Origin of the sequence: Rhizobium sp. AC27/96 (assembly GCF_001692325.1) — a bacterium.
In the GTDB taxonomy this organism is placed as follows: domain Bacteria; phylum Pseudomonadota; class Alphaproteobacteria; order Rhizobiales; family Rhizobiaceae; genus Rhizobium.
Genome location: NZ_LXKN01000001.1, coordinates 227,503 through 253,659 on the forward strand (window position 1 = coordinate 227,503; position 26,157 = coordinate 253,659).

The window sequence follows — 26,157 nt, forward strand, 5'->3', positions numbered from 1 at the left end:
TTTTGGCACGCCTGCGGCCCGCAGCCGGGGCTTGGGCATGTTCTTGCCGCCCGCAGAGGCCATATCCTTCACATCTCCTTAACCAATACGGGACAGACGGCGATGGGGATTCGATCGGTTCGGCCTATGGGCGACTCGCCACCCATGCTAGCTCTGCCGCATGCGCATCGCAGCCTTTCAACGCATGGCACTTTTCGACGCCGTCGATCAGGCGGCGGACGTGTTGGCGCGCGATCTTGCATGGGCGGAAACCCAAGGCATCGATCTCGCTCTTTTCCCCGAATGCTACCTTCAAGGTCACAGCTACGACGAGACCATCGCCAGACGGCGCGCTCTTTCCCTCGATGATCCCCATTTGAATGCTCTCGTTGGCCGCTTTGCCGTGGGGAAAACGACTGCGATCCTCGGTCTTTTCGAGCAAAGGGGCGAGGCGCTTTACAACAGCGCCATCGTTACCAGGGCAGGCCAGATAATCGGCGTCTATGCCAAGGCGCATCCTCTGGAAAGCGGTTGTTCGCCCGGAAAGGATTTCCCTGTCTGGGAAGAGGGCAGCTGGCGCTTCGGCATCAATATCTGCGCCGACCTCCGATACCCTTACACATCGCGTCGCCTGGTTCGAAACGGCGCCGGCCTCATCTGCAACCCAATCAACCTGATGCTGCGGCCCCACAAGGCCGAAAGGTGGCACAAGCCCGGCATATCGAGCCTGCAAACCTGCGCCAAGCACACGAAATGCTGGGTCATGGCGTCCGATGTCGTCGGTAGTAGCGACGATGGCTGGGTCAGCTATGGCAGTACCGCTATCGTCGATCCCAATGGCGTCGTCGTCGCCAAGGCCAAGCCACATAGCGAGGATGTCCTTGTTTTCGATCTGCCCGATCGACAGCCGGTACGCGAATTCGATCAAAAAGCAGAGCTCATCGCTACCTAATCGTGCAAATCGCGCTATCCTCTTGAATCATGAGACCGGAGCAACTGCTTTATCCCGCGCCTGAAGGATTGTTCTGTCCGATCGGCGGCTTCTATATCGACCCCGTGCAGCCGGTCGAGCGTGCGCTGATAACGCATGGCCATTCCGACCATGCCCGCTCGGGCCATGCCCGTGTGCTCGCCACACGCCAGACCCTGGATATCATGCGCATTCGCTATGGCGCTGATTTTGCAGGATCGGAGCAGGCAGCCGACTTCGGCGAGGAGGTGACGATCAACGGGGTGAAAGTGTCCTTCCATCCGGCGGGCCATGTTCTCGGCTCGGCGCAGATCGCGGTGGAGAAGGACGGACTGCGGATCGTCGTGTCAGGCGATTACAAGCGCCGGCCCGATCCGACCTGTGCGGCCTATGTGCCTGTTCCCTGCGACGTCTTCATCACCGAGGCTACCTTCGGGTTGCCGGTGTTCCATCATCCCGATCCGATGGCCGAGACACGGAAGCTTCTGGCGTCCCTTCGCCAGTTCCCCGAGCGGACCCATATGATTGGCGCCTATGCACTCGGCAAGGCGCAGCGCGTCATCCGGCTGCTGCGCGATGCCGGCTATGACAAGCCGATCTATATTCACGGCGCGCTCGAGACCTTGTGCGACTACTATATCAGCCAGGGTATCGCGCTTGGCGAATTGCGGCCGGCAACGGTGGAAAGCCGCGATCAGTCGATCTTCCAGGGCGCCGTCGTCGTCGGCCCGCCGTCTGCTTTCCAGGACCGCTGGGCGAGGCGGTTTCACGATCCGTTGCCGGCCTTCGCCTCCGGCTGGATGATGGTGCGCCAGCGCGCCAAACAGCTCGGCGTCGAGCTGCCGCTGGTCATATCGGACCATTGCGACTGGCCGGAGCTGACCGAGACGATTTCCGAGTTGAAGCCGGCCGAGGTCTGGGTCACCCACGGCCGCGAGGAAGCGCTGGTGCGCTGGTGCGAGCTGCAGGGCATCGCGGCCAAGCCCTTGCATCTCATCGGCTATGAAGACGAGGGCGATTGATGAAAGCCTTTGCCGATCTCCTCGACCGCCTGGTGCTGACGCCGAGCCGTAACGGTAAGCTGAAGCTGCTGACCGACTATTTCCGCGACACGCCCGATCCCGATCGTGGTTATGGCCTTGCCGCCATCGCCGGCACGCTGGAGGTGCGCAACGTCAAGCCCGCCTTGCTGCGCGAGCTTGTGCTGGAGCGCATGGACGATGTGCTGTTCCGCTATTCCTATGACTATGTCGGCGATCTCGCCGAGACCATCTCGCTGGTCTGGGACAAGGAAAGCGATATCGAGCGTTCTCCTGCCGAACAGCCGCGGCTCGGCGAGGTTATCGGCCGCATGAATGCGCTGGGGCGCACTGAAGTCCGCGGTTTCGTCCGCGATTTGCTCGACCAACTGGATACGTCGGGTCGCTTCGCCTTCCTCAAGCTCGCGACCGGCGCCCTGCGCATCGGCGTATCGGCCCGGCTCGCCAAGCAGGCGCTGGCCGAGCTCAGCGGCAAGGATGTGACCGAAATCGAAACGCTGTGGCATGGCTTGCAGCCACCTTATGAAAGCCTGTTCCAATGGCTTGAGGGGCGGGGAGAGCGACCGGTGCTGGCGACGCCGGCGATCTTCCATTCCGTCATGCTCGCCAATCCGGTCGAGCCTGGTGATCTCGATGGGCTGGAACCGCAAGACTTCGTGGCCGAATGGAAATGGGACGGCATCCGCGTCCAGCTTTCGCGCTCCGGTTCCACGAGCAAGCTCTATTCCCGCTCCGGCGACGATATCTCCGGCGCCTTTCCCGATATCGTCGATGCGATGAGCTTCGAAGGCGTCATGGATGGCGAGCTGCTGGTCGGTGGCACCGTGCGCTCCAACAGCGCGACGCGCAGCTTCTCGGATCTGCAGCAGCGCCTCAACCGCAAGACGGTCACAGCGAAGATGCTGGAGGAGTTTCCTGCCTTCATCCGAGCCTACGATCTTCTGTTCGACCGCGAGGAGGATGTGCGCGGCCGGGGCTTTCTCGACCGACGCCAGCGGCTGACTGAGATCGTCGAGACAGCGCCCCACGACCGCTTCGATCTGTCGCCCCTTGTCGATTTCACGTCCTGGGATGAACTCGACCGGCTGCGCTCCTCGCCGCCCGATCCGGTGATCGAGGGCGTGATGATCAAGCGGCGTGACAGCGCCTATCTCGCCGGCCGGGCCAAGGGGCCATGGTTCAAATGGAAGCGCGACCCCTACAATGTCGATGCGGTGCTGATGTATGCACAGCGTGGTCACGGCAAGCGCTCCAGCTATTATTCCGATTTCACCTTTGGCGTCTGGTCGGTGACGCCGGAAGGCGAACAGCTGGTGCCCGTCGGCAAGGCCTATTTCGGTTTCACCGATGCCGAGCTCGAAGTGCTCGACAAGTTCGTGCGTAACAACACGGTCGACCGCTTTGGTCCGGTGCGGGCGGTGCGCGCCGATCGCGATTTCGGCTTCGTCCTCGAAGTTGCCTTCGAGGGCATCAATCGCTCGACCCGCCATAAATCCGGTGTTGCGATGCGTTTTCCCCGTATCGCCCGGCTGCGGCCGGATAAGCCGCCCTATGAGGCGGATAGGCTGGAAACTTTGATCGCGCTGATTGACGCGAAGGCTCCCGCTGTTGATGAATAGGCGCGGGCGATTCCTCACTAGAATGTGAGTTGGCCTTGCCTTTCAATCCATGCAGATTTGAGCTGCGCCGGGATATTTGGACAAAGCCTATGACCATGTCTGACGACAATATATTCCGTCCCAATCGACGCCGCGTTCTGGCCGGTCTGGCGGCCACGCTTTTCGCGCCCAACATTGTGAGAGCGGCTGATGACAGCACCGTTGGCAGCAAGCCGGCCGATAGCAAGCCGGTCGTTCCGAGGGGCGATGAAAAGGCTTCGGATGCGCCGCCGCTGATGTCGGGCGACTACCGCAAGGAGCGCTATCTCTTCAAGACGGATCTGCTTAGCAAGGGCCCCGCGCCGGATATCTACGAACAGTTGGTGACGCCACCGACCGCGGATCAGCTTTTCTATCGCAGCGGTCTTGGCGCACAATTGGAGCTTGTCGCCTGGGTTTCCCGCTACGAGCGCACGCGCACGCCGAAGCCGGCGGTGCTTTTCCTGCATGGCGGCAACGCCATCGGTCAAGGTCATTGGCAACTGATGAAGCCCTATGTCGAAGCAGGCTATGTCGTCATGATCCCCTCCATGCGGGGTGAAAATGGCCAGAAGGGCAACTTCTCGGGTTTTTACGATGAAGTGGCCGACGTGCTGGCTGCCTCCAACCGCCTGCGGCATCTGCCCGGTGTCGATCCGCATCGCATGTTTCTCGCCGGACATAGCATCGGGGGCACGCTGGCCATGTTGGCGGCCATGTCGACCAAGCGTTTCCGGGCGGTTGCTCCGATCTCGGGCAATCCCGATGCCTATGCCTTCTTCAGCCGCTATCCGGAGGACATCCGGTTCAACACCAAGAACCCGCGCGAGTTCCAGATGCGTTCGCCGCTCTGCTATGCGCACAGTTTCAGAAGCCCGATGAAGCTGTTCCACGGTACCGAGGAAGCCCACTTCGACTCGCGGCTGGCTCTGCTTGCCAAGCGGGCGACGGCGAGCGGAGTGAAGATAGAGATGGCGACGGTGCAGGGCAGCCATAATTCCGCTCTGCCGGGCGAGATCGAGCAAAGCATCCAGTTCTTCAAGAGCGTAGCCGCGTAACGGCTGCCCGGCTGCTGCTATGCCATCAGCCTGTCGATCAATGCCGCCGCCGCTTGCGCGATCACGGTTCCCGGCGGGAAAATCGCGTCTGCGCCGGCTGCCTCCAGTGCTGCGAAATCCTGGGGCGGGATGACGCCGCCAACGGCGATCAGAACGTTGCCGGCATGGCGGCGCAACAGGGCTTCCTTCAATTCCGGTACCAATGTCAGATGCCCGGCCGCAAGCGAGGATGCACCGAGGATATCGACGCCTTCCCGGACGGCGACATCCGCCACTTCTTCCGGCGTCTGGAACATCGCGCCGACGATGACGTCGAAGCCGAGATCGGCGAATGCCGTTGCGATGACTTTCTGGCCGCGATCGTGCCCGTCCTGGCCCATCTTCGCGATGAGAATGCGGGGCTTTTCGCCGCGCGCCTTGCGGAAGGCTTCGACCTTGGCGACTGCCTTGTTGAAGACCGGGTCGGCATCGCCGACCTCCTGGCGATAGACGCCCGAAATGGTTCTGATGACAGCGACATGGCGGCCAAAGGCCTTTTCCATCGCCAGTGAGATTTCACCGACCGTTGCCCTTGCGCGTGCCGCCTTCACGGCGAAGTCGAGCAGATTGCCGGTGCCGTTGCGTGCGGCATCCGTCAGGGCATCGAGGGCAGCTTCCACCGCAGTGGTCTCGCGCGTGCCCTTCAATTGCTGCAGTTTCGAGAGCTGCCGGGCGCGCACCTCGGAATTGTCGACCTTCAGCACGTCGACTTCGATGTCCTTTTCCGGCTTGGAAAAGTTGATGCCGACGAGGATCTGATGGCCGCTGTCGATGCGCGCTTGCGTGCGTGCCGAGGCCTCTTCGATGCGAAGCTTCGGAATACCCTTCTCGATCGCCTTTGCCATGCCGCCGAGCGCCTCGACCTCCTCGATATGCGAAAGGGCGCGGGCAGCGAGGTCATGGGTCAGGCGCTCGACATAGGCCGAACCGCCCCAGGGGTCGATGATGCCTGTCGTGCCGGATTCCTTCTGCAGCAGGATCTGCGTGTTGCGGGCGATGCGGGCCGAATGGTCGGTCGGCAATGCCAAGGCTTCGTCGAAGGAATTGGTGTGGAGTGATTGTGTATGCCCCTGCGTCGCTGCCATGGCCTCGACCATGGTGCGGATGATGTTGTTCATCGGGTCCTGTGCCGTCAGCGACCAGCCGGAGGTCTGGCTGTGAGTCCTGAGCGCCAGGGACTTCTGGTCTTTCGGCGCGAAATTCTTCTGCATCAGCGCAGCCCAGATCAGCCGGCCCGCGCGCATCTTGGCGACTTCCATGAAGAAGTTCATGCCGACTGCCCAGAAGAAGGAAAGGCGAGGCGCGAAACTATCGATATCCATCCCGGCCGCGACGCCGGCCCGCGCATATTCTATGCCGTCGGCGATCGTGTAGGCCAGCTCCAGATCGGCGCTCGCTCCGGCCTCCTGCATGTGATAGCCGGAAATCGAGATCGAGTTGAACTTCGGCATGCGCTGGCTGGTATAGCTGAAAATGTCCGAAACGATCCGCATCGAAGGCTGTGGCGGATAGATGTAGGTGTTGCGGACCATGAACTCCTTGAGGATGTCGTTCTGGATCGTGCCCGACAGCTTGTCCTCGGAAACGCCCTGTTCCTCGCCCGCGACGATATAGAGCGCCATGACCGGCAGCACCGCGCCGTTCATGGTCATGGACACGCTCATCTCGTCGAGCGGTATGCCGTCGAAGAGCTGGCGCATGTCGAGAATGGAATCGATCGCCACGCCTGCCATGCCGACATCACCCGCCACGCGTGGGTGATCGCTGTCGTAACCGCGGTGGGTGGCAAGGTCGAAGGCGACGGAGAGACCCTTCTGCCCGGCCGCGAGGTTGCGGCGATAGAAGGCGTTGGACTCCTCGGCCGTGGAAAATCCGGCATACTGCCTAATGGTCCAGGGTTGCTGGACATACATTGTCGGGTAGGGGCCGCGCAGGAAAGGTGCGGCGCCTGGATGGGTATCAAGGAAATGCAGGCCGGCGAGATCGCGTTCGTCATAGCGACGCTTGACGGCGATGCCTTCCGGGGTGTCCCAGGCCAGCGCATCCGTCACCGCCGCCTTGGTTTGCGGCTTTGCCCAGGGGATATTGGCGAAGTCGGGAATCCTGGTCATGGAGCCGATACCTCCGTGAGTGCTGCTTGTGCGTTACCCCCCTCTGTCACTTCGTGACATCTCCCCCACAAGGGGGGAGATCGGTAACCTGTGGCGTGCATTTGCGCCAAATTGGTATTCAGCCAGCTGGAACGGCGTTGTATACTGTTGTGGAGAGAGCGACGTGCTCCCAACGATCTCCCCCCTTGTGGGGGAGATGTCGCGAAAGCGACAGAGGGGGGTACTGCGCGCACGGCAGATTCGACAAACAAGATCATGCCCCCACTCCCTCATCCAGCCGTAGTGGTGTCAGCCCCATGCCGCCCACAACTGGACCCGGCGGATCCAGGATCTCGACCGGCCGCTCCGTCTTCATCGCAAACAAGGTGGATCCAACAATGGGCTTGGTAATGCGGCTTGCACATGCCGCGGCAACCATCGCCGCCAGTTGGCCGCTGGCGATCACCTTTGCCAAGCCGCCATTGCGCTCGACGCCGGTAAAGATTTCCCACGCCCGTTCGGCCAGTGCATCGGTCAGCGCCTCGATGCCGCCAGCGCCGGCGGCGGGATCTATGACGTGATCAAGATGGCTTTCGGCGATGAGGATTGTCTGTGTGTTGCGCGCCAGCCGCCGGGCCAGCGGATCGGGAATGCCATGCGCCAGGCTGTGCGGCAGCACCGCGATTTCATCTGCGCCGCTGGTGCCGGCGGCAAAGACCGCGATGGTGTTGCGCAGCGTGTTCGTCTCCGGATCGAGCCTCGTAAGCATGCGATAGCTGGTTTCGACGAAGAGGTGCGCGGGCTTGGGATCGGAGACGCCACAGGCCTCGGCGATGCGGCCGAATATCAATCGTGCCGCGCGGATCTTGGCCATGGTGGTGAATTGATTCTGGTCAGCCGAAAGGCAAAGGCTCACCGCCGCCAGCGCTGCTTGCGGAGAAAGTCCCGCCGCATCCAGCAGGCGCAGATGGCCCGCAAGGCTCGCGGCCATGATGGCCAGTTCCTGCGCTTCGGTTCCGCCGGCATTGTGGACGGCGCGGCCGTCTGCGTTGACGATGGTGCCAGGCACCTTCTGCTCGGAGGAACGGCGGATGCTTTCCACTACATCGGCTTGCACGTCACCCACTGAAAAAGCGTCGAGGCCAAGATGCATCGCCGTCGGCGGGTTGGCTTTCAGCGCAGTGCTCAAAGTCGCCGTCGCATCAGTGGTGAAGCCATCGAGGCGCAGCGAGATGGTCTTGCCGGATAGCGCGTCAGCGATTCTCTGGGCAAATGCCGGCGTGTCGATGCTGGTTCCCGTGCCAAAGCCAGAGGCGGATTGAGGGGAGACGATACAAATGCCGCTCGCACCGTTGGCAAGATCGTCGTCGAGCTGCCGCAGAGCGCGATCCCTGTCGGGATCGTCCATGCGCTGGGTAAGGGTCCAAGGGATATCGGTCCGCTTGCGCGATAAAGGCGGATAGTCTGGTCGGCGCTCGTAGAGCGGTTCGATCGCAATGCCGTCGTCGGTTTGCGATACCAGCGTTTCCTGGAAATCTTTGCCCTTCAGCGCCCGTTCCACCAACTTCAGCCAGGTCTTGCGATCGGTCTGGTCGAAGATGCTCGGGTCGAGACTGTCGATATTCATGCCATCCTCCGTCTCGCAATGGTCTAGCCCATGATGCCGCGAGGGAAAACAGAAGTTTGCTCAATCCGCGCAATATCTTCGCTGCCGACGCCAGCTTCGCTCCAGCCGCATCCGCCATGATGGCGCCGACCCGATCTGTGTTCCAAATGGTTTTCGATGATGGCCGATCTGCTGCCCGTTTCCCGTCGCCTGCTTGCCGCGGCCGCCTTGGCTGGTTTGTCCGCCTGCAGCATCATTCCGGATACAGGTGCGACCGATCCGGATCGCTTCGTGCAGGACACGACGCCGGTGTTTTACCGCCCGGAGGGCATCGATCCACAGAGAGTGCACCGCCTGCCGGTGCAGCCCGTGCCGCAATCTCGTGATCTCTTCCGCACGCAATTCCACCAGACCTATGGTCTGCCGACCTTCAACCCGGTGCATCAGGCCATGTATGCGCAGCGAAGCGAAGACGACTTCACGCTGCCGGCCATTCCCTACAAGCGCATCGATCCGCGCTTCCTGCGTCAGGAAGTGGACTACACGAGCAGCGAGCGGCCCGGCACGATCGTCGTCGATACCAGAAACCACTACCTCTATCTTATAGAGCCGGGCGGCAAGGCCATGCGCTATGGCGTGGGCCTCGGTGCCGCAGGTTATGCCTGGCATGGCAAGGGCGTGATCCAGTGGAAGCAGAAATGGCCGCGCTGGACGCCGCCGGCCGAAATGGTTTCCCGCGAGCCGCAAATGAGACCACTGTCGGCCGAGCGCGGCGGCATGAATCCGGGGCCGACCAATCCGCTCGGTGCGCGCGCTCTCTATATCTATCAGAATGGCAAGGACACGCTTTACCGTGTTCACGGGACGCCGGATTGGCAGTCGATCGGCAGGGCGGCTTCGTCCGGCTGCGTGCGCATGCTCAACCAGGACGTGATAGATCTCTACAACCGAGTGCCGGACAAAGCCGAAATTGTCGTTTTGTAGTGCTAATTTACCACAAATTTTCGTGATGTTGCATAAGTGCGATAGCGGGACGCGGCTGCGCTCTTTAGTTTCGCTCCTGTCTCTGCGAACCTCCGGGGAGCCGAATCAGCCTGTTTGTCTCGGGTTCTTGCTTCCCCTTCAATAGGAACGATGCTGTCGACATGAGCGTGCCTCCATCACTATCCCGACGAAATTTCCTCACCCTTGCTAGCATCGGCGCCGTCACGACGCTCGCCGGCTGTGCCTCCACCGTCAATAGCGGTTCCGTCGTGAGCCCGGTGCAATACAGCGGCTCGCCCAGGCCGTTCCGTACCTGGTTCTCCAGCTATGACGGCGAGCAACCCGATCCGGCGGTGATCTATGCGGCCGTGGACGACGGCGGCTTCCATGTTCCAGCCGTTCCCTATCAGCAGATTGATCCGCGCTTCTATCGTCAGCGCGTTGTTGATCCGACAGGCGAAGCGCCGGGTAGCGTCATCGTCAACACCACGCAGCGCATGCTTTACGTCACCGAACAGGGTGGCACGGCGATGCGTTACGGCATCGGCGTCGGCCGCGAAGGCTTTGCCTGGCAGGGCCGCGGCGTCATTCAATGGCGCAAGAAGTGGCCGCGCTGGAACCCGCCGGATGAAATGGTCGCGCGCCAGCCGGAACTGGTCAAATACTCCATCGCCAATGGCGGCATGGATCCGGGCTTGAAGAACCCGCTCGGCGCTCGTGCGCTCTACATCTTCGAAGACAAGCAGGATTCGCTTTACCGCCTGCACGGCAATCCGGAATGGCGCTCCATCGGCAAGGCCGTTTCCTCCGGCTGCGTCCGTCTGCTCAACCAGGACGTCATCGATCTCTATGATCGCGTTCCCGAACGCGCGCCGATCCTCGTGACGACGTAAGATCGCGTCATTGCAATATGAAAGGGCGCCCGAATACGGCGCCCTTTTTGTTGTCCCGATTTTGCCAGCTTTATTCGGCGGCCAGATTGACCTTCAGCCGCCGCAACTGGTCGCGCAGATTGGCGATTTCGGCCATGTCGCAGCCGGTAGCCTGGCCGATGGCGCCCATGATCGTGTCGACCTGGCATTGCATGCCGCTGCCCTTTTCCGTGAGTGAGACAATCACCTGACGCTCATCCCTTGGATCGCGTGCGCGGCCGATCAGGCCTGCCTGCTCCAATCGCTTCAGAAGAGGCGAAAGCGTGCCGGAATCGAGATCGAGCTTTTCGCCGATGACCTTGACCGACAGGCTGCCTTTTTCCCATAGGACGAGCATCACGAGATATTGCGGATAGGTGAGGCCAACCCGATCGAGGATCGGCTTGTAGGCGCGGTTGAAAGCATGCGCAGCGCTGTAAACGGCAAAGCAAAGCTGCCTTTCGAGCCGCTTTTCCTCATCCGGGATGATGGTTTGCCCATTCACATTGTCTGTCATTGCTGCTCCGCCATTTTCTTGTTGCCGGCATTGTCACAAATTCAATTTGCAAAATCAAATTGCAAAAAATATATGTTGCGCACGATTAAATCGTGATATATACAATAATCATCCAAACCGAAGGGAGACATGACATGCCTATTCTCTACACCACCAAAGCTTCTGCCACGGGTGGCCGCGCCGGCCGCGCTGTTTCCGAAAATGGCGTTCTCGACGTCACGCTGACTGTTCCGAAGGAACTTGGCGGCGATGGCGCCACCGGCACCAACCCTGAGCAGCTCTTTGCTGCCGGCTATTCCGCCTGCTTCCTCGGCGCTTTGAAATTTGTCGCAGGTCAGCAGAAGGTCAAGGTTCCGGAAGACACCAAGGTCACCGTAACGGTCGGCATCGGCCCGCGTGAAGACGGCGGCGGCTTCGGCATCGACGTGGCCCTCTCGGTTCACATTCCTGGTATGGACAAGGCCGAAGCTGAAAAGCTTGCCGCCGCTGCTCACATCGTGTGCCCCTACAGCCACGCCATGCGCACCTCGACCGAAGTGCCTGTTACCGTCGCCTAAGACGGAACTTCGCCCTGCTGCCTGAAAAGGCGGCAAGAATAGATCGGGAGCGGTGAGCTTTTTACTCGCCGCTCCTTTTCCTTTGCAAGAAATATGCTATATGTTTTCCAAGGAAAGGATATGGCTATGGCGAAAACCCAAATATTGAGTCATGCAAATCCTGGTGAGGCTGTTGTCATCACCAAGGCGGTGGTCAATGCTGCCGAGCGGCTGGGATTGAATGCCCGCATACTGGCCGCCGTCATCGGCGTTTCGGAGGCTACGGTCTCGCGCATGAAGCGGCAGGATCATCTTCTGGAGCGCGACAGCAAGCCCTTTGAACTCGGCGTGCTCTTCGTTCGCCTGTTTCGCTCGCTCGACGCCATCGTTGGCGGCGACGAGGCCGTGGCGCGCCAGTGGCTGCGCAACAGCAATCTCGCCCTTGGCGCAGCACCCCAAGACAAGATCACCTCGATTTCCGGATTGACCGATGTCCTTGCCTATCTGGACGCCCGCCGCGCTCTCATCTGAAACGAGGGTCATTTCCGGCCGCTATTGGCGGCTGGTGGAATCGCAGCATCAGGTCTCCACTCTGAAGCTGGTCGATACGCTGGAGGAGCAGGCGCTTCTCGAAACGCTTCTGGAGGAGAGCAAGCCGGTCTTGCCGCCGGAATGCGCCGGTCTCGACTATCTGCTGGCGACGCCCTTTCGCTATGGTGCAACCTATCCGCACGGCTCCCGTTTTCGGCGTGCGGGCCGCACGCTCGGTGTTTTCTATGCCTCAGAGCAGGTGGAAACGGCGCTGGCCGAGATGAGCTTCTATCGGCTGCTGTTCTTCCGCGATTCCCCGGATACGCCCTTGCCCGGTAACGCGGCGGAATACACAGCCTTTGCCGTTGCCATCGCCACCAAACAGGCAATCGACCTGACGAGCCCCCCATTGGATCGTGACCGGCAGCAGTGGACCGATCCGATCAACTACGAAGCATGCCAGTCGCTTGCCGAGGCGGCGCGAGCGGGAGGGGGCGAGGCTATCCTCTATCGCTCCGTGCGGGATCCCCAGGGCGGCAGGAACATCGCCCTTTTGACCGCCAAGGCTTTTGCTGCGCGCGAACCTGTGGAACGCCAAACTTGGCGCATCCGCCTGTCACGAGCCGGCGTTCAGGCACTCTGCGAATTTCCCAGGCGCCGCATCGGCTTCGAAAGGCAGGATTTCGGCAACGATCCCCGGCTGTCGTAACAGCCTTCAGAGCAGCATTGCCAGATCGCGGCGCAAGCGGTCGCCGTTGCCATCGGGCAGCCGCTCTTCCAGCGCCGCATGCGTCAGCTTCCACGTGGGTACGGCCGCGGCAAGAGCCGCTTGACCCGAAGGTGTGAGGCTGAGAAGGCGAGCGCGGCGATCCTTAGGATTGGGCACGATATTTACCCACCCGCGTCGCTCCAGCGGTTTCAGGGCGGCAGTCAGCGTCGTCTGGTCCATCGCAAGCAGCGCCGTAACCGAGCCCATGGATGCGGGCATTGGTCTATTCAGGGACATCATCAGGGAAAACTGGCCGTTGGTCAGTCCAAACGGTCTCAGCGCTTCATCGAAGCGACGAGCCAGGGCGCGTGCGGCACGCTGCACATGCAGGCATAGGCAGGTGTCGCGCACAAGCAGGGTGGTTTCAAAGGGGACTTGTACTGTGTTTGACATGGTTAATTAATATTGATATCAATGTATTTGTCAAGATTTTGGGAGTTGGTACGCCGGAGGAGGGCGCTGACAATGAACCAGATCGTTTCCAGAGACGTATGGCTGGAGGCCCGTCGGCAATTGCTTGCCAGCGAAAAGGAGGCGACGCATCTGCGCGATCGCGTCAATGCCGAGCGCTTGGCTCTGCCATGGGTGAAGGTGGACAAGGACTATGCCTTCGATACGCCTGCGGGCAGGAAGTCGCTTGCGGAGCTCTTTGATGGCCGCCACCAACTGATCGTCTATCATTTCATGCTCGGCCCGGATTGGGATGCCGGCTGCACCGGCTGCTCTTTCCTTGCCGATCATCTCGATGGCGCACTTCCGCATCTCAATCATCATGACGTTACGCTGATAGCCGCATCCCGCGCCCCGCTCGACAAGGTGGAAGCCTACAAAAAGCGCATGGGCTGGCGTTTCCCCTGGGTCTCGTCCTTCGGCAGCGACTTCAACTTCGATTATCACGTCTCCTTCTCGAAGGAGCAGCTCGCCGGCGAGACGGTCTTCTACAATTTCACGCCCATGGATTCGGCCGAAGGATTTGACGAGCTTCCCGGCCTCAGCGCCTTCTACAAGGACGATGCCGGCAATGTCTTCCACACCTATTCGAGCTATGCCCGTGGCCCGGAAGAGTTGATCGGCACCTTGATGATCCTCGATCGCGCCCCGAAGGGACGCAACGAAAGCAGCACGATGAATTTCGTCCGGCGCCATGACGAATATGAGGACGCGGCTAAGGCGGATTCCTGCTGCCATTGATCCCGGTGGGAACTACTGAATCCACGCCATGGGAGCCTAGGGGTCGAATTATCGCGCTTCGTGCCTAGTTATAGACTGGCGCCTGCTTGCCGGGTCACGGACGGATCGGTCGATTGACCATCGCTTGGCCGTCACTTTTATCGGCGATGATGCGCCTGTGCCGATATCAGGCGCAGGCCGAGACAGACGACTGCCACAATCACAATAGGGAGAGAGATTCGATGGCTGAGAAGGGATATTTTGTCTGGTACGAGCTGATGACGTCGGATATGGCGGCGGCAGAAGCTTTCTACCGCAAGGTTGTCGGCTGGGATGCAGCCGATGCGGGCATGCCGGAAGTCGGCATGGACTACACGCTGTTCAGCGCCGGCGCAGGTCCGGTCGCCGGGTTGATGATTTTGCCCGAGGAAGCGAAAGCCATGGGCACGCCACCCTGCTGGACCGGCTATATCGGCGTTCCCAGCGTCGATGAGGCCGCAAAGACCGTTGTTGCCAAGGGCGGCAAGCTCTACCGCGAGCCGACCGATATTCCAGGTGTTGGCCGCTTCGCCGTGGTTGCCGATCCCTATGGCGCCGCCTTCTGCCTGTTCACGCCGTTGCCGGGTCAGGATTGGGAGCAGGCAGCACCTGCCACCCCCGGCTATTTCGGCTGGCACGAGCTCTATGCCGGCGACGGCCCGAAGGCTTTCGATTTCTATTGCGAGATGTTCGGCTGGGAATCGAGCTCCGATTTCGACATGGGCCCGATGGGCAAATACAAGATCTTCAAGATCGGCGACCGCGACTTCGGCGGCATCATGACCAAGCCGGCTGAAATGCCGGTGCCGGCCTGGAATTTCTATATCAACGTGCCGGCCATCGATGCGGCGATCACGCGGATCACCGAAGGTGGTGGCACGATCGTCAATGGCCCCATGGAAGTTCCCGGCGGCAGCTGGATCGTCCAGGCTACCGACCCGCAGGGTGCATTTTTCTCTCTGGTCGCGCCGGTGCGCTGATCTTCACCCTCCCCTTGAGGGGGAGGGTCGGCCCATAGGGCCGGGGTGGGGTGATCTCCAAATTCGCGGCGTGTCACCCCCACTCGCGGCTTTGCCGCGACCTCCCCCCTCAAGGGGGAGGTGTCAATTTACCGCTTCAGGCTGCCGAGAATTCCCCGCACCAGCGCACGACCAACCTGCGTGGCGACCGTACGCGCCATGCTCTTCATCGTTGCTTCCAGGATCGTCTCGCGCTGATAGCCCGAGCGGCCGCGGCCTGCCGGTTTGCTGTCGCCGCCGAAACCGGGGAGCGTCCAGCCGCCGGTGCTGGAGCCACCTTCCTTGGTTGCTGCCTCATCGGCCGCCTTGCTGGCGCGCGCCGCGAGGATCTCGTAGGCAGATTCGCGATCGATGGTCTGATCATAGAGGCCGGCGACCGGGCTGGCATTGATGACGGCCTGGCGTTCGGCATCGGTCAGGGGACCGATGCGCCCGGATGGCGGCCGGATCAAGGTGCGCTCGACGATCGAGGGCGCACCCTTGCCTTCGAGCATGGATACCAGCGCTTCGCCGGTGCCGAGCGTGGTGATGATATCGGCGGTCTTGAAAGCCGGGTTGGGGCGGAACGTGTCGGCGGCTGTCTGCACCGCCTTCTGCTCGCGCGGCGTATAGGCGCGCAGGGCATGCTGCACGCGGTTGCCGAGCTGCGCCAGCACGGTTTCCGGCACGTCGAGCGGATTTTGCGTGACGAAATAGACGCCGACGCCCTTGGAGCGGATCAGGCGCACGACCTGCTCGACGCGCTCGATCAGCACCTTCGGCGCATCGTTGAAGAGCAGATGCGCCTCATCGAAGAAGAAAACCAGCCTTGGCTTTTCAGGGTCACCGACTTCGGGCAGCTCCTCGAAGAGTTCGGAGAGCAGCCAGAGCAGGAAGGTGGCGTAGAGGCGCGGGTTCATCATCAGCTTGTCGGCGGCAAGCACCGACACCTGCCCGTAGCCGTTGTTGGTGACGCGCATGATGTCGGAGATTTTCAGCGCCGGCTCACCAAAGAAGTTTTCGGCTCCCTGCTGCTCCAGCACCAAGAGCGATCGCTGCAATGAGCCGACGGAGGTCTTGGAGATCAGGCCGTATTTGTTGGAAAGCTCGCTGGCATTCTCACCCATGTAGTTCAGCAGCGCCTGGAAGTCCTTGAAGTCGAGCAGCGCCAGGCCATTTTCATCGGCGATCTTGAAGGCGATGTTGAGCACGCCTTCCTGCGCCTCGGAGGCATCCATCAACCGCGAAAGCAGCAGCGGCCCCATCTCGGCGATGGTGGCGCGGACGCGATGGCCCTTTTCGCCGTAGATGTCCCAGAAGATCACTGGAAATTGCTCGAACTCATAGGGCTTCAGGCCGATTTCCTCGGCACGCTTCAAGAGGAAATCCTTGGGCTCGCCCTTGGCGGCAATGCCCGAGAGGTCGCCCTTGATATCCGCGCAGAAGACGGGCACGCCGGCCTTGGAAAATCCCTCCGCCAGCACCTGCAGCGTCACGGTCTTGCCGGTGCCGGTCGCGCCGGTCACGAGGCCGTGACGGTTGCCGAATTTCAGCGTCAGGAATTCCTCCTTGTTGATGCTTTCGTCCGGATTCCGGCTGGCGCCGACGAAAATCTGTCCGTCCTGCTGCGGCATGGTGTCGTCTCCCTCTGGGCGGCGGCACGGCAACCTTGAAGGTCGCCAGGGCCATTCATCGATTTGTCCTGACACTGTTATAAGAACTGACTTGAACGGGGACAACCATTCGCGTGATGCTTATGCTTCTGGTAGTATAACGAGGTCCGGCACGGCTTGTGTCGGTTGCCCCGTTCAGTTACGTTGACGTTAACGTTATAAAGGCAGGAGGCCAAAGTGAACGAAGTTATTGACCAGATCGCAACCAAAGCCGGCATTGCTCCTGATCTCGCAGAGAAGGCCGTCGGCATGATCCTTGGCTTTCTGCAACGCGAGGCACCCGATGGCCCCGTTACCAAGATGATCCAGGCGATTCCGGGCGCCACCGATCTCGTTGCCCAGTATAATGGCGAGGGCAGCACGGGCGGCGGTGGTCTGCTCGGCGGCCTTCTCAGCGCAGTTGGCGGTGGCGGCGGCCTCATGGCGCTTGGTCAGCAGCTGATGAGCAGCGGCCTCAGCATGGGCGAGATCACCTCGCTCGCCAAGGAAACGATCGCGACCGCCCGCCAGCATGCCGGCGACGAAGTGGTTGACCAGGTCGTCAACTCGGTCCCGGGCCTGCATCAGTTCCTCTGAGGCGAATAAGGCCTTTCCGGAAAGTTCGGGGAGGCCAGCCGCCAGCGGCCCGTGGATTTAGCGAGGCACCGCCAGCGAGCGATAATTTAATCTTCATGTCTTCCGGCCTTCGCCATCCTCTGTGGAGCGAGGGCCGTTGCTTTTGGAGAGATTGCTAAGTGTCCGTCAATCCTATTCCCTCCCTTTTGCCGAGAGGGCCGGGCCATCGTTTCGTGCTGTACGGCGATTCCTGTTCCGGTGTTTCGGGCGCCCTGCATGAAGGTACTTTCGCTGCCGTCAACTCTGTCCTGCGCCGGCTCGATCCGCCGCCTGAATTCATCCTGTTTCCGGGCGACGAGATCATTGGGCTGACGGCCGATCCGGAGGCGCTTCGGGCGCAATGGCGGCATTGGCTTGACCAGGAGATGGCATGGTTCGACCGGCAGGCGACACCGATCTGGCACACCACTGGCAATCACACGACCTATGACGAGATGAGCGAGCAGGTTTTCCGCGAAGTCTTGCAACTGCCGGAAAACGGGCCGCCGGGGCAGGAGGGACTGTCCTACTGGGTCCGCCACGGCGGTCTTCTGCTGGTTTTCGTGAATACCCTATGGACCGGCCTTGGCGGCGAAGGGCATGTCGAGACGGAATGGCTGGAGGCGACGCTCAAAGCGCATGCCGACGTCAGGCACAAGATCGTCCTCGGCCATCATCCCGTCTTCCCGGTGAACGGTTTTTCCGGCGCCTATCAACGCGAAATCGGTCCCGAATATGCCGGGAAATTTTGGGATATTCTGGTTGAGGCCGGTGTTCTTGCCTATGTCTGCAGCCATATCCTTGCCTTCGACGTTCAGGTGCATCGCGGCGTCCTCCAGCTTTGCACAGCGGGGGCGGGAACTGCGCATCGAATGCCCGAAGGGGTGGAATATCTCCATTGCATTCAGGCAGCACTCGATGCGGAGGGGCTTCGCTATCAGGTGCTCGATACCGAGGGTGCGGTCCGCGAGCAGCTGCAATGGCCTTTCAAATCAGCCGAGAACTGGAGGAGCCTGCCGCATGGGTCGCATGCTGCCGCCTTCTCCGGCTTCAAAGGCTCAAATAATATCGTCGAATTGCGGATTGCCGGGCTAGTGGCCGAAAAGGCGCATGCGCCGGCGCAAACGCTCTTTTCCGCCTTCGACCCCCAAATCATCGCCCCGCTCTGGCTGGGCCTGCGCGGTCCACGCCAGACCTTGACCTTGATCCTCGGCCGCAAGCCCGGACGCAGCCCACACTATTGGTTCGGACCCAATCTGCCCCCCGGCCAGCCTTTCGATATCGACATCGCCCTGCACGCCGGCATGGGACCCGGTGGCATGCTCTATCGCATGCATGGTGATGACAGATGGAATTCATTCCGCGGAGCCTCCGCGACCGGCCTCGAAGAGATGATTTGGCCAGGCCAATGGAGCGTGGGACATGGTCAGGGCGGCCCGGCGGATCGGCCCTTCATGGGGAGTAGCTTGGCTGTCCAGATTGGATACGAAAGCTAGCGCCATCACATGCGTGCGCTTTCTGTCGCCGTTGCGGATTCTGCTAAACTCCCTGTGTGATCGAGTCGCGGGCAGGAGATCGTTGGCATGGCGAAATGGGATGGTGCCTATACTTGGCACAAGCGGCCGTCAGCTGTCGGGGCGCCGGAGCGGTTGCGCGTTGCGACCTGCCAGTTCCCTGTGGGCTATGACATTGCAGCGAATACGACGCACATCCTGTCGCTGATAGAAGCGGCGGCGAAGGCGGGCGCGGACGTCGCTCATTTCCCGGAATGTGCTCTATCCGGCTATGGTTCGGCCAATTGGCCTGATTGGAGCGGCTTCGATTGGGTGGCTCTCCAATCCGCGCTTGAAGCCGTAAAATCAGCCGCGCGGACGCACCGCCTCTGGGTCGTGATCGGCAGCGTTCATCCCGATGAGATCACCGGCAAAAAGTTCAACTCCGTCTATGTCCTGGATCGTGATGGTAACCTTGCCGGTCGCTACGACAAGCGTTGCTGCTCGGCCAATGATTTGCGTGCTTTCGAATTGGGCCGTCGTCAGCTTACCGTCGATATTGAGGGTGTTTCTTGCGGCTTTCTCATCTGCCGGGATTGGAGCTATCCCGAGCTCTGGCGAGACTATGAGGGACGCGTCGAGCTGGTGTTTCATTCCGCTTGTGCCGATGGACAGGGCCGCGACAAGAACGAGACCCACACCATCCCGGCAATGATGCAGGCTTATGGCAGGCAATATCTCTATGCGATAAGCTCTTCCAATTCCTGCCGGCAGAGCCAGGACTATCCAAGCCTCTGGATCGAGCGCGGCGGCTATATGGGCGGTCAAGCCACACGCCACGAAGCCGGCTTCACCAGCAATGCACTTGCCGATGACCCGGAACAAGACCGCTTCTTCGCTGCTGTTCTGGAAGCGCATCGTGCAGAGCGGATCTTGTACGGGCTGGTCGATTAGAAACCAGATCGGCGGGCCGGCATCCATCGATACCGGCCCTTTTCAGCTTCAAACCTTCTTGCCGCCCAGTTTCTCATCCGGCTGATGCCATTTGCGGCCGTCGCGTTCGATGAGGTCGTCGGCGCAGGCCGGGCCCATGCTGCCGGGCGCGTAAGGATCGGGCTTGCCGCCCTCGGCCCAGAGGTCGAGGAAGGGCTGCACCGCTGCCCAGCCGGCCTCGATGCCGTCGGCGCGCTGGAACAGCGTCTGGTCGCCGACGAAAAGTTCGTAGAACAGGCTCTCGTAGCCCGTCTGCTTGCCGATGTCGAAACGGTCGGCATAGCGGAAATCGAGCGACACCGGCGCCGTCTTCAGGACGAGCCCCGGTGATTTGATCGAGATTTCCATGTCGAGCCCTTCGTCGGGCTGCACCTGGATGATGAGCCTGTTCGGCGGCAGCTCGGGGCTGGAGGCGTGGGCATTGCGGGGGAACTGTGCGAAGGGCACCTGCCGGAAGGTGATGACCACTTCCGTATCGCGCGCCTTCATTGCCTTGCCGGTGCGCAGGTAAAAGGGCACGCCGGCCCAGCGCCATGTATCGACAAACAGCTTCACTGCCACGAAAGTCTCGGTGCTGCTGTCAGGCGAAACGTCGGCGGTCTGGGTGAAGGCCGGCAGATCCCTGCCGGCGATCGGGCCGGCGGTATATGCACCGCGAACGCCATTCTTGACCGCATCTTCGCGGGAATAATGGCGCAAAGCCTTCAGAACCTTGCCCTTCTCGTTGCGGATCGCTTCCGCATCGAAGCTGTTCGGCGGCTCCATTGCCACCATCGCCAGCAGTTGGAAGAGATGGTTCGGCACCATATCGCGCAAAGCGCCGGTCGCGTCGTAGAATTTGCCGCGCGTGCCGACATCCACCAGTTCGGCGGCGGTGATCTGCACGTGGTCGATGTAATTATTGTTCCAGAGCGCCTCGATCATCATGTTGGCAAAGCGCGTCGTCATGATGTTCTGCACCGTTTCCTTGCCGAGGAAATGGTCGATGCGGTAGATCTGGCTTTCCGCCACATGGTTGAGCAGCCGCGCATTCAGCGCCTGTGCCGAGGCAAGATCGTGGCCGAAAGGCTTTTCGATCGCGATGCGGCGGAATGCGCCTGTGGCCTCGTTGGTCAATCCGTTTTCGGAAAGCTTCTCGGCGATGTCGCCAAAGAACTGCGGCGGCACCGCAAAATAGAAGGCCGCATTGGCGCTAGGCGCCTTCGAAAGGTGGTCGGCGATTTCCTTGTAGACGGCATTCTGGGTGAAGTCGCCGGAGATGTAGCTGATGCGCTTGCGCAGGCTCTGCCATGCCGCCTGCCGGTCCGGCTCTTCCATGTCGCCGGAGGTTTTCAGAAACGATTCCAGCCGCTCCAGCAGCATGTCGACGCCACCGGGCTCGATACCGATGCCGAGGATATGGAGATCCTCTCCGACGAGACCACTGCGCGTCATGTTGATCAGCGTCGGGATCAGCAGACGCCGGGTCAGATCGCCGGCGGCGCCGAAGATCACGAAAGTCAGCGGCGGTGCGGGTGCGACATCAGGGGTGGTCATGAGCGCTTCTCCATTGTGCGGGCACACATCGGGCTTCTGGTCGACATGGATATCTCCTCGGACCTGTTTCAGCTTTGGCTGTCGTTGTTCTAGCGCGGGCCGACGCCGGTTGTCGATGGGATCGACGTGCCGCCGTCAGCGTGATTTTAGTGATGGGTAGAGTGTCTATTTCTTCACGGCAATGAGGAAGAGCCGCGGGAAGCGCAGCAGCACTTTGCCATCCACGAGCGGCGGATAGGCCTGTTCGATGCGCTTCAGATATTCGGCCGTGAAAGCGTCGCGATGCTCGGCTCCGGCGTGATCGAGATAGGGACGCAGGCCCGTGGCCTTCACCCATTCGACGATGGCCGCCGCATTCTCCAGCGCGTGATTGTAGTTGGTGTGCCAGATATCGACACGCGCCGACTTGCCGATCAGCCTGTTGTAATAGACCGAGGGCGAGGGAAGGGGATTGCGGCGCACGCTCTTCCTGGCAAAGGCATCGCTCCAGGGGCCATTTTTTGCAGTCTCCTCCATCATCACATGGCTGAGCTCGGTCAGATTGTCAGGCATCTGGACGGCAAGCACGCCGCCGGGCTTGAGAGCGTCCATCAGATGATCGAAGATCTCCAGATGGCCGGGCAGCCATTGAAAGACGGCATTGGCAAAAAGCAGGTCGACAGGTCCATCGGGACGCCACGTCGCAAGGTCGGCCTTTTCGAAACTCGTGCCGGGCATGCGTTTGCGGGCTGCTTCCAGCATGTTGTCGTCGCTGTCGAGACCGGAAACGCCGGCAGCGCCATAGCGCTCGGCGATCAGCTCGGTCGAGTTGCCGGGGCCGCAACCAAGGTCGATTGCTCGTTCGATACGTTCCAGCGGCACTTGCGCCAAGAGATCGCGCGCCGGGCGCGTGCGTTCATCCTCGAATTTCACATATTGGCCAGCAGACCATGCCATGAGCATATCCTCTTCCTAGATTGCGTATTCCATCGGTTGGATCCGAACCTTGTCGATATTTCGGCCGTTGAGTTTGACCACTTCGAAGGCGAGTCGGCCAGAGTTGAAGCTTTCGCCCTCATGCGGCAAATGGCCAAGGCCCCACAGAATGAAACCGGCCAGCGTCGAATAGCGATCGGCCTCGTCGACGAGATCGATACCGACAAGCTTCGAGAGGTGGCGAATGTCGATCCAGCCGTCGACCGTCAGCGATCCGTCCTCGCCTTTGTCCATGGTCAGCGGCTCATTGTCCTCGTCGGGGAATTCACCGGCGATCGCCTCGAGCAGGTCCGTCGTCGTCACCAGCCCTTCGATTTCGCCATACTCGTCGAGAACCAGAGCCATGCCCTGGTTCGACTGGCGCAGCCGCTCCATCAGCTTCAACACATTGATGCTTTCATGCACGGCAAGCGGCTGGCGGATGGAGCGCTGCAGGTCTATTTCGCCATTCTGCTGCAGGTCGCGCATGACGTCGCGCGCGCTGGCGATGCCGACAAAATCGTCGAGGCTTCCGCGCACGACGGGAAAGCGCGAATGGCCGATCTCGATCACGCGGCGCTGCTGCTCTTCGCGCGGCTTGTCGAGATCGAGCCAGACGATATCGGTGCGCGGCGTCATGATCGAACGGGCCGAGCGGTCGGCAAGTGTTAGCACGCCGTGGATCATGTCCTTCTCTTCCGTCGAGAATACGGCCTCGTTCACCGCTTGCTCAGCGGTTCGCTCGCTCGCTTCGCCAAGTGCGCTCTGTGGACGTTTCGCGCCAAGAAGACTGAGCACGGCATCGGCGGTGCGGTTGCGGATGTTGGTCGGCGTGATCAGCCGTTCCTTGTTGTGGCGGGCAAGCTGGTTCAGCGTTTCGATGATGACCGAGAAGCCGATTGCCGCATAGAGATAGCCCTTCGGCACATGGAAGCCGAAGCCTTCGACGACAAGCGAGAAGCCGATCATCATCAGGAAGCCGAGGCAGAGGATGACGACGGTCGGGTGCTTTGAGACGAAGGCCATCAGCGGCTTCGAGAGGAACAGCATGACGCCGACCGCGAAGATCACGGCGACCATCATCACTGAGAGTTCCTGCACCATGCCGACAGCGGTGATGACACTGTCGAGCGAGAAGATGGCGTCGAGCACGACGATCTGGACGATGACCTGCCAGAAGACAGCGTGAACGAGCTTCTTTTCGCCCTGTGCCTCGTGGCCTTCCAGCCGCTCATGCAGCTCCATCGTGCCCTTGAACAGCAGGAACAGTCCGCCGAGGATCAGAATGAGGTCGCGTCCGGAGAGGTCGACGCCCCAGAGGGAAACCAGCGGCGCCGTCAGCGTCACCACCCAGGAAATCGAGGCGAGCAGCGCCAGGCGGATGATAAGCGCCAGCGCCAGGCCGATCATGCGCGCGGCATCGCGCTGGTGCGGCGGCAGCTTGTCGGCAAGGATTGCGATGAACACGAGATTGTCGATGCCGAGAACAATCTCGAGCACGATCAGGGTAGCAAGACCAATCCAGGCGGACGGGTCGGATAGCCAGTCGAAGACCATTAATTGCTAAGCTTGGCGCCGGCCGTGGTAGGCCTGCCAATTCTTTCCTTCAGTTTTTCGGATGATATGCCGCGCGCCAATGCTGAAGCGCGGCTGGTACAGCCATCGCTATCCGGATCGCTCAGACCAATCGGGTCGGCTTTCCTGGAACTGGAACTATAAGGCTCGCTATCGGGCATGGGCGGCAATCTGGACACGAAACGGCATTTGCGCAAGTGCATTGGGAAGATCAATCTACCCAAGTTGCATGACATTTTTTCGAAGACGCTTTCTTGCTCGGCATTTCCGCCCGTTGGCGCGCGGATAGGGCCGCATCATGCCCGAACGCGCGAGTTCAAAATTGCGTGATGACGCTGATCCCGGTGCCTTCGGCCTTATCCAATGCCATCAGCGTTGGAACGGCCTCTTCCAGGCTTATCCTGCGGCCAATGAGCTTCTGCGGTGCGATCTTCCCGGCTGCCAGCATGTCGAGCATGGCATCGTAGCGCCAGGCCTGCATGCCGTGGCTGCCATAGATTTCAAGCTCATGGCCGATGACCTGCGCCATCGGTATCTGCGGTGTCGCATAGTCGCCGAGCATCAGGCCGACCTGCACATGCCGGCCGCGCCGGCGCAGGTTCTTGATGGAGTTGAAGCAGGTGGCGGGGTGGCCGAGCGCATCGATCGAGACATGCGCGCCGCCCTTGCTGATCTCACGCACGGCTTCCGCGACATCGGCGACGCTGGTTGCGTTTATCGTCGCCACGGCGCCGCACTCGCGCGCGAAGGCGAGCTTCTCGTCGGATATGTCGACGGCGATTGCATTCGCGCCAAGCGCGCTGGCGATCATGATGGCAGACAGGCCGACGCCGCCGCAGCCGTGCACGGCGATCCATTCGCCGGGCCGCGTCTTCGCCTGGTCAGCGACGGCACGGAAAGAGGTGGCGAAACGGCAACCGAGGCTTGCCGCGGTCGCATCGTCCACGGTCTCGGGCAGGTGCACGAGGTTGGTGTCGGCATAATCGATGGCAACATATTCGGCAAAAGAACCCCAATGGGTAAAGCCGGGCTGGAACTGGCTTGGGCAGACCTGCTGGTTGCCGGAATGGCATTCGGCGCAATGGCCACAGCCTGACACGAAGGGAACGGTGACGCGATCGCCGACCTTGAAGCGCATGACGCCGCGACCGGTCGCCACCACCTTGCCGGCAAGCTCGTGGCCCGGCACATGCGGCAACTTGATATCCGCGTCATGTCCCATCCAGCCATGCCAGTCGCTGCGGCAGAGCCCGCTCGCGCCGACGGCGATGACGACACCGTCCTCGTCAGGCGTCGGGTCGGCCAAGGTGCGGATCTCGGGCGTTGCCTGGAAGGACTCGTAATACATGGCTTTCATGGGAGTTCTCGCTGTTTCCTGACGTCTGTCCGGTCCATCATTTTTCCTGATGGACTCATTCGTCAAGTTGTTGTTTCGGCGCATGAAAATTGCGCTATGAATGCGATATCAGGCGCTTTGTTGCAAATGGATTCTGCCGCGCTGTTTCTGCTTGACCCTGAGATTGTGCGGTTATTTGCTTCTCGCCAGTTGAGAGAGGAAACCACCATGGTCGTCGATACGTCGCCCCGCACCACCACCTGGACCTATGTCGAAGGAGAATGGCTCTCCGGCAACCCGCCGCTGATCGGGCCGACCTCGCACGCCATGTGGCTTGGCTCGACGGTGTTCGACGGTGCGCGCTGGTTCGATGGCATCGCGCCCGACCTCGATCTCCATTGCCAGCGTATCAATCGCTCGGCCGTCGCCATGGGGCTGAAGGCGCTCAAGACCGCCGAGGAAATCGAGGCGCTCGCCTGGGAGGGCATCAAGAAGTTCGACGGCAAGACGCCGCTCTACATCAAGCCGATGTATTGGGGGGAGCATGGTTCACCCGGAAGCGTCGTGGCCGTCGATGTGGAATCGACACGCTTTGCCCTCTGCCTGTTCGAAGCGCCGCTCGGCGGCACCGGCGGCATCACGCTGACGGTCTCGCCCTTCCGCCGCCCGTCGCCGGAAACGGCGATGACCGACGCCAAGGCGGGCTCGCTCTATCCCAATAGCGGCCGCATGATCCTCGAAGCCCGCGCCCGCGGCTTCAACAATGCGCTGGTGCGCGACATGAACGGCAATGTCGTCGAGACCGCATCCTCCAACGTCTTCATGGTCAAGGATGGCATTGTCTATACGCCGGTCGCCAACCGCACTTTCCTCGCCGGCATCACCCGCGCCCGCGTCATCGGCCTCCTGCGCCAGGAAGGCTTCGACGTGCGCGAGGAGACTCTGTCCGTCGAACAGTTCCTCTCCGCCGACGAGATCTTCACGACGGGCAATTATTCCAAGGTCGTCAGCGTCAATCGTCTGGATGGTCGCGAATTCCAGGAGGGTCCGGTCGCCCGCAAGGCCCTGGAGCTTTACATGGATTGGGCGCACGGACGCAGCGCCAGCGAAGAATAGTCGTCGGCTGAAG

General features: G+C 61.1%; 24 protein-coding genes. 15 read left to right on the forward strand and 9 right to left on the reverse strand.

The window, feature by feature from the left end; translation table 11 throughout:
- The first annotated feature begins 160 nt into the window (after window positions 1–160).
- From A6U86_RS01145 to A6U86_RS01160, 4 genes are all read left to right on the forward strand, one after another.
- Window positions 161–931, forward strand: coding sequence for a carbon-nitrogen hydrolase family protein (locus tag A6U86_RS01145; protein WP_068385193.1), 771 nt, complete (start codon window positions 161–163; stop codon window positions 929–931).
- Between the two features lie 29 nt (window positions 932–960).
- Window positions 961–1,971: a ligase-associated DNA damage response exonuclease gene (locus A6U86_RS01150; protein ID WP_068385194.1), complete on the forward strand. Its 1,011-nt coding sequence runs from the start codon at window positions 961–963 to the stop codon at window positions 1,969–1,971.
- Window positions 1,971–3,608 (forward strand): cisplatin damage response ATP-dependent DNA ligase, encoded by a 1,638-nt coding sequence (locus A6U86_RS01155; protein ID WP_068385195.1) that lies wholly within the window; start codon window positions 1,971–1,973, stop codon window positions 3,606–3,608. Before A6U86_RS01150 ends, A6U86_RS01155 begins: the two co-directional genes overlap by 1 nt.
- 89 nt (window positions 3,609–3,697) lie before the next feature.
- Window positions 3,698–4,684, forward strand: a complete 987-nt coding sequence (locus tag A6U86_RS01160) for a S9 family peptidase (protein ID WP_068385196.1) — start codon at window positions 3,698–3,700, stop codon at window positions 4,682–4,684.
- A gap of 17 nt (window positions 4,685–4,701) precedes the next feature.
- Here A6U86_RS01160 and scpA read toward each other — a convergent pair whose 3' ends face one another.
- Entirely contained in the window at window positions 4,702–6,834 is a 2,133-nt protein-coding gene (scpA, locus tag A6U86_RS01165) for a methylmalonyl-CoA mutase (protein ID WP_068385198.1), read from the reverse strand.
- Between the two features lie 253 nt (window positions 6,835–7,087).
- Window positions 7,088–8,440: a methylmalonyl-CoA mutase family protein gene (locus tag A6U86_RS01170; protein ID WP_068385201.1), complete on the reverse strand. Its 1,353-nt coding sequence runs from the start codon at window positions 8,438–8,440 to the stop codon at window positions 7,088–7,090.
- A gap of 156 nt (window positions 8,441–8,596) precedes the next feature.
- Here A6U86_RS01170 and A6U86_RS01175 point away from each other — a divergent pair, with 156 nt between their 5' ends.
- Together A6U86_RS01175 and A6U86_RS01180 are read left to right on the forward strand one after the other, a co-directional pair.
- Window positions 8,597–9,403, forward strand: coding sequence for a L,D-transpeptidase (locus tag A6U86_RS01175; protein ID WP_068385204.1), 807 nt, complete (start codon window positions 8,597–8,599; stop codon window positions 9,401–9,403).
- A gap of 161 nt (window positions 9,404–9,564) precedes the next feature.
- A complete protein-coding gene (locus tag A6U86_RS01180; RefSeq protein ID WP_068385208.1) occupies window positions 9,565–10,296 on the forward strand; it encodes a L,D-transpeptidase in 732 nt (243 codons plus the stop codon).
- Between the two features lie 70 nt (window positions 10,297–10,366).
- On the opposite strand, the gene A6U86_RS01185 is transcribed toward A6U86_RS01180, so the two are convergent.
- Entirely contained in the window at window positions 10,367–10,831 is a 465-nt protein-coding gene (locus A6U86_RS01185; RefSeq protein WP_068385211.1) for a MarR family winged helix-turn-helix transcriptional regulator, read from the reverse strand.
- A 134-nt stretch (window positions 10,832–10,965) separates the two neighbouring features.
- Between A6U86_RS01185 and A6U86_RS01190 the strand changes: the two genes are divergently transcribed.
- The 3 genes from A6U86_RS01190 to A6U86_RS01200 all read left to right on the forward strand — a co-directional run bounded on the left by A6U86_RS01190 (window position 10,966) and on the right by A6U86_RS01200 (window position 12,607).
- The gene (locus tag A6U86_RS01190) at window positions 10,966–11,388 is read left to right on the forward strand and encodes an organic hydroperoxide resistance protein (protein ID WP_068385214.1); all 423 of its coding nucleotides are present in this window, start codon (window positions 10,966–10,968) and stop codon (window positions 11,386–11,388) included.
- A 126-nt stretch (window positions 11,389–11,514) separates the two neighbouring features.
- Window positions 11,515–11,898: an MbcA/ParS/Xre antitoxin family protein gene (locus tag A6U86_RS01195; protein ID WP_068385217.1), complete on the forward strand. Its 384-nt coding sequence runs from the start codon at window positions 11,515–11,517 to the stop codon at window positions 11,896–11,898.
- Window positions 11,858–12,607: an RES family NAD+ phosphorylase gene (locus A6U86_RS01200; protein WP_068385220.1), complete on the forward strand. Its 750-nt coding sequence runs from the start codon at window positions 11,858–11,860 to the stop codon at window positions 12,605–12,607. The genes A6U86_RS01195 and A6U86_RS01200 overlap by 41 nt, the downstream gene beginning before the upstream one ends.
- 6 nt (window positions 12,608–12,613) lie before the next feature.
- Here the strand turns inward: A6U86_RS01200 and A6U86_RS01205 are convergent, their stop codons facing one another.
- Window positions 12,614–13,060: a MarR family winged helix-turn-helix transcriptional regulator gene (locus A6U86_RS01205; protein ID WP_068385223.1), complete on the reverse strand. Its 447-nt coding sequence runs from the start codon at window positions 13,058–13,060 to the stop codon at window positions 12,614–12,616.
- 72 nt (window positions 13,061–13,132) lie between these two features.
- On the opposite strand from A6U86_RS01205, the gene A6U86_RS01210 reads away from it, so the two are divergent.
- A complete protein-coding gene (locus A6U86_RS01210) occupies window positions 13,133–13,858 on the forward strand; it encodes a thioredoxin family protein (protein WP_068385226.1) in 726 nt (241 codons plus the stop codon).
- Window positions 13,859–14,079: 221 nt separating this feature from the next.
- Complete coding sequence (locus A6U86_RS01215; protein ID WP_068385229.1) at window positions 14,080–14,856, forward strand: VOC family protein; 777 nt, start codon at window positions 14,080–14,082, stop codon at window positions 14,854–14,856.
- Between the two features lie 128 nt (window positions 14,857–14,984).
- Here the strand turns inward: A6U86_RS01215 and A6U86_RS01220 are convergent, their stop codons facing one another.
- A complete protein-coding gene (locus tag A6U86_RS01220; RefSeq protein WP_068385232.1) occupies window positions 14,985–16,508 on the reverse strand; it encodes a helicase HerA-like C-terminal domain-containing protein in 1,524 nt (507 codons plus the stop codon).
- A 216-nt stretch (window positions 16,509–16,724) separates the two neighbouring features.
- Here A6U86_RS01220 and A6U86_RS01225 point away from each other — a divergent pair, with 216 nt between their 5' ends.
- The 3 genes from A6U86_RS01225 (at window position 16,725) to A6U86_RS01235 (ending at window position 19,588) form a co-directional block, all read left to right on the forward strand.
- The gene (locus A6U86_RS01225; RefSeq protein ID WP_068385235.1) at window positions 16,725–17,123 is read left to right on the forward strand and encodes a hypothetical protein; all 399 of its coding nucleotides are present in this window, start codon (window positions 16,725–16,727) and stop codon (window positions 17,121–17,123) included.
- Between the two features lie 158 nt (window positions 17,124–17,281).
- Window positions 17,282–18,637, forward strand: coding sequence for a metallophosphoesterase (locus A6U86_RS01230; RefSeq protein WP_068385238.1), 1,356 nt, complete (start codon window positions 17,282–17,284; stop codon window positions 18,635–18,637).
- Between the two features lie 87 nt (window positions 18,638–18,724).
- Window positions 18,725–19,588: a carbon-nitrogen hydrolase family protein gene (locus A6U86_RS01235; RefSeq protein WP_068385243.1), complete on the forward strand. Its 864-nt coding sequence runs from the start codon at window positions 18,725–18,727 to the stop codon at window positions 19,586–19,588.
- Between the two features lie 48 nt (window positions 19,589–19,636).
- On the opposite strand, the gene zwf is transcribed toward A6U86_RS01235, so the two are convergent.
- The 4 genes from zwf to A6U86_RS01255 form a co-directional block, all read right to left on the reverse strand.
- Entirely contained in the window at window positions 19,637–21,163 is a 1,527-nt protein-coding gene (gene zwf, locus A6U86_RS01240; RefSeq protein ID WP_068385246.1) for a glucose-6-phosphate dehydrogenase, read from the reverse strand.
- A 165-nt stretch (window positions 21,164–21,328) separates the two neighbouring features.
- Entirely contained in the window at window positions 21,329–22,099 is a 771-nt protein-coding gene (gene tam, locus A6U86_RS01245; protein WP_068387632.1) for a trans-aconitate 2-methyltransferase, read from the reverse strand.
- Between the two features lie 15 nt (window positions 22,100–22,114).
- On the reverse strand, window positions 22,115–23,674 hold the full coding sequence (locus A6U86_RS01250; protein WP_068385249.1) for a TerC family protein: 1,560 nt from the start codon (window positions 23,672–23,674) through the stop codon (window positions 22,115–22,117).
- 334 nt (window positions 23,675–24,008) lie between these two features.
- On the reverse strand, window positions 24,009–25,049 hold the full coding sequence (locus tag A6U86_RS01255) for a zinc-dependent alcohol dehydrogenase family protein (RefSeq protein WP_068385252.1): 1,041 nt from the start codon (window positions 25,047–25,049) through the stop codon (window positions 24,009–24,011).
- A gap of 207 nt (window positions 25,050–25,256) precedes the next feature.
- Here A6U86_RS01255 and A6U86_RS01260 point away from each other — a divergent pair, with 207 nt between their 5' ends.
- Window positions 25,257–26,144, forward strand: a complete 888-nt coding sequence (locus A6U86_RS01260; RefSeq protein WP_068387635.1) for a branched-chain amino acid aminotransferase — start codon at window positions 25,257–25,259, stop codon at window positions 26,142–26,144.
- Window positions 26,145–26,157 lie beyond the last annotated feature (13 nt).

Excerpts from the sequence above, each read along its gene's own strand:
- A6U86_RS01155 (WP_068385195.1), top strand. The coding sequence starts at position 1,971 with ATGAAAGCCTTTGCCGATCTCCTCGACCGCCTGGTGCTGACGCCGAGC.
- A6U86_RS01185 (WP_068385211.1), bottom strand. The coding sequence starts at position 10,831 with ATGACAGACAATGTGAATGGGCAAACCATCATCCCGGATGAGGAAAAG.
- A6U86_RS01220 (WP_068385232.1), bottom strand. The coding sequence starts at position 16,508 with ATGCCGCAGCAGGACGGACAGATTTTCGTCGGCGCCAGCCGGAATCCG.
- A6U86_RS01145 (WP_068385193.1), top strand. The coding sequence starts at position 161 with ATGCGCATCGCAGCCTTTCAACGCATGGCACTTTTCGACGCCGTCGAT.
- A6U86_RS01150 (WP_068385194.1), top strand. The coding sequence starts at position 961 with ATGAGACCGGAGCAACTGCTTTATCCCGCGCCTGAAGGATTGTTCTGT.
- A6U86_RS01210 (WP_068385226.1), top strand. The coding sequence starts at position 13,133 with ATGAACCAGATCGTTTCCAGAGACGTATGGCTGGAGGCCCGTCGGCAA.
- A6U86_RS01235 (WP_068385243.1), top strand. The coding sequence starts at position 18,725 with ATGGCGAAATGGGATGGTGCCTATACTTGGCACAAGCGGCCGTCAGCT.
- tam (WP_068387632.1), bottom strand. The coding sequence starts at position 22,099 with ATGGCATGGTCTGCTGGCCAATATGTGAAATTCGAGGATGAACGCACG.
- A6U86_RS01160 (WP_068385196.1), top strand. The coding sequence starts at position 3,698 with ATGACCATGTCTGACGACAATATATTCCGTCCCAATCGACGCCGCGTT.
- scpA (WP_068385198.1), bottom strand. The coding sequence starts at position 6,834 with ATGACCAGGATTCCCGACTTCGCCAATATCCCCTGGGCAAAGCCGCAA.
- A6U86_RS01195 (WP_068385217.1), top strand. The coding sequence starts at position 11,515 with ATGGCGAAAACCCAAATATTGAGTCATGCAAATCCTGGTGAGGCTGTT.
- A6U86_RS01215 (WP_068385229.1), top strand. The coding sequence starts at position 14,080 with ATGGCTGAGAAGGGATATTTTGTCTGGTACGAGCTGATGACGTCGGAT.
- zwf (WP_068385246.1), bottom strand. The coding sequence starts at position 21,163 with ATGACCACCCCTGATGTCGCACCCGCACCGCCGCTGACTTTCGTGATC.
- A6U86_RS01180 (WP_068385208.1), top strand. The coding sequence starts at position 9,565 with ATGAGCGTGCCTCCATCACTATCCCGACGAAATTTCCTCACCCTTGCT.
- A6U86_RS01250 (WP_068385249.1), bottom strand. The coding sequence starts at position 23,674 with ATGGTCTTCGACTGGCTATCCGACCCGTCCGCCTGGATTGGTCTTGCT.
- A6U86_RS01260 (WP_068387635.1), top strand. The coding sequence starts at position 25,257 with ATGGTCGTCGATACGTCGCCCCGCACCACCACCTGGACCTATGTCGAA.
- A6U86_RS01205 (WP_068385223.1), bottom strand. The coding sequence starts at position 13,060 with ATGTCAAACACAGTACAAGTCCCCTTTGAAACCACCCTGCTTGTGCGC.
- A6U86_RS01190 (WP_068385214.1), top strand. The coding sequence starts at position 10,966 with ATGCCTATTCTCTACACCACCAAAGCTTCTGCCACGGGTGGCCGCGCC.
- A6U86_RS01255 (WP_068385252.1), bottom strand. The coding sequence starts at position 25,049 with ATGAAAGCCATGTATTACGAGTCCTTCCAGGCAACGCCCGAGATCCGC.
- A6U86_RS01200 (WP_068385220.1), top strand. The coding sequence starts at position 11,858 with ATGTCCTTGCCTATCTGGACGCCCGCCGCGCTCTCATCTGAAACGAGG.
- A6U86_RS01175 (WP_068385204.1), top strand. The coding sequence starts at position 8,597 with ATGATGGCCGATCTGCTGCCCGTTTCCCGTCGCCTGCTTGCCGCGGCC.
- A6U86_RS01170 (WP_068385201.1), bottom strand. The coding sequence starts at position 8,440 with ATGAATATCGACAGTCTCGACCCGAGCATCTTCGACCAGACCGATCGC.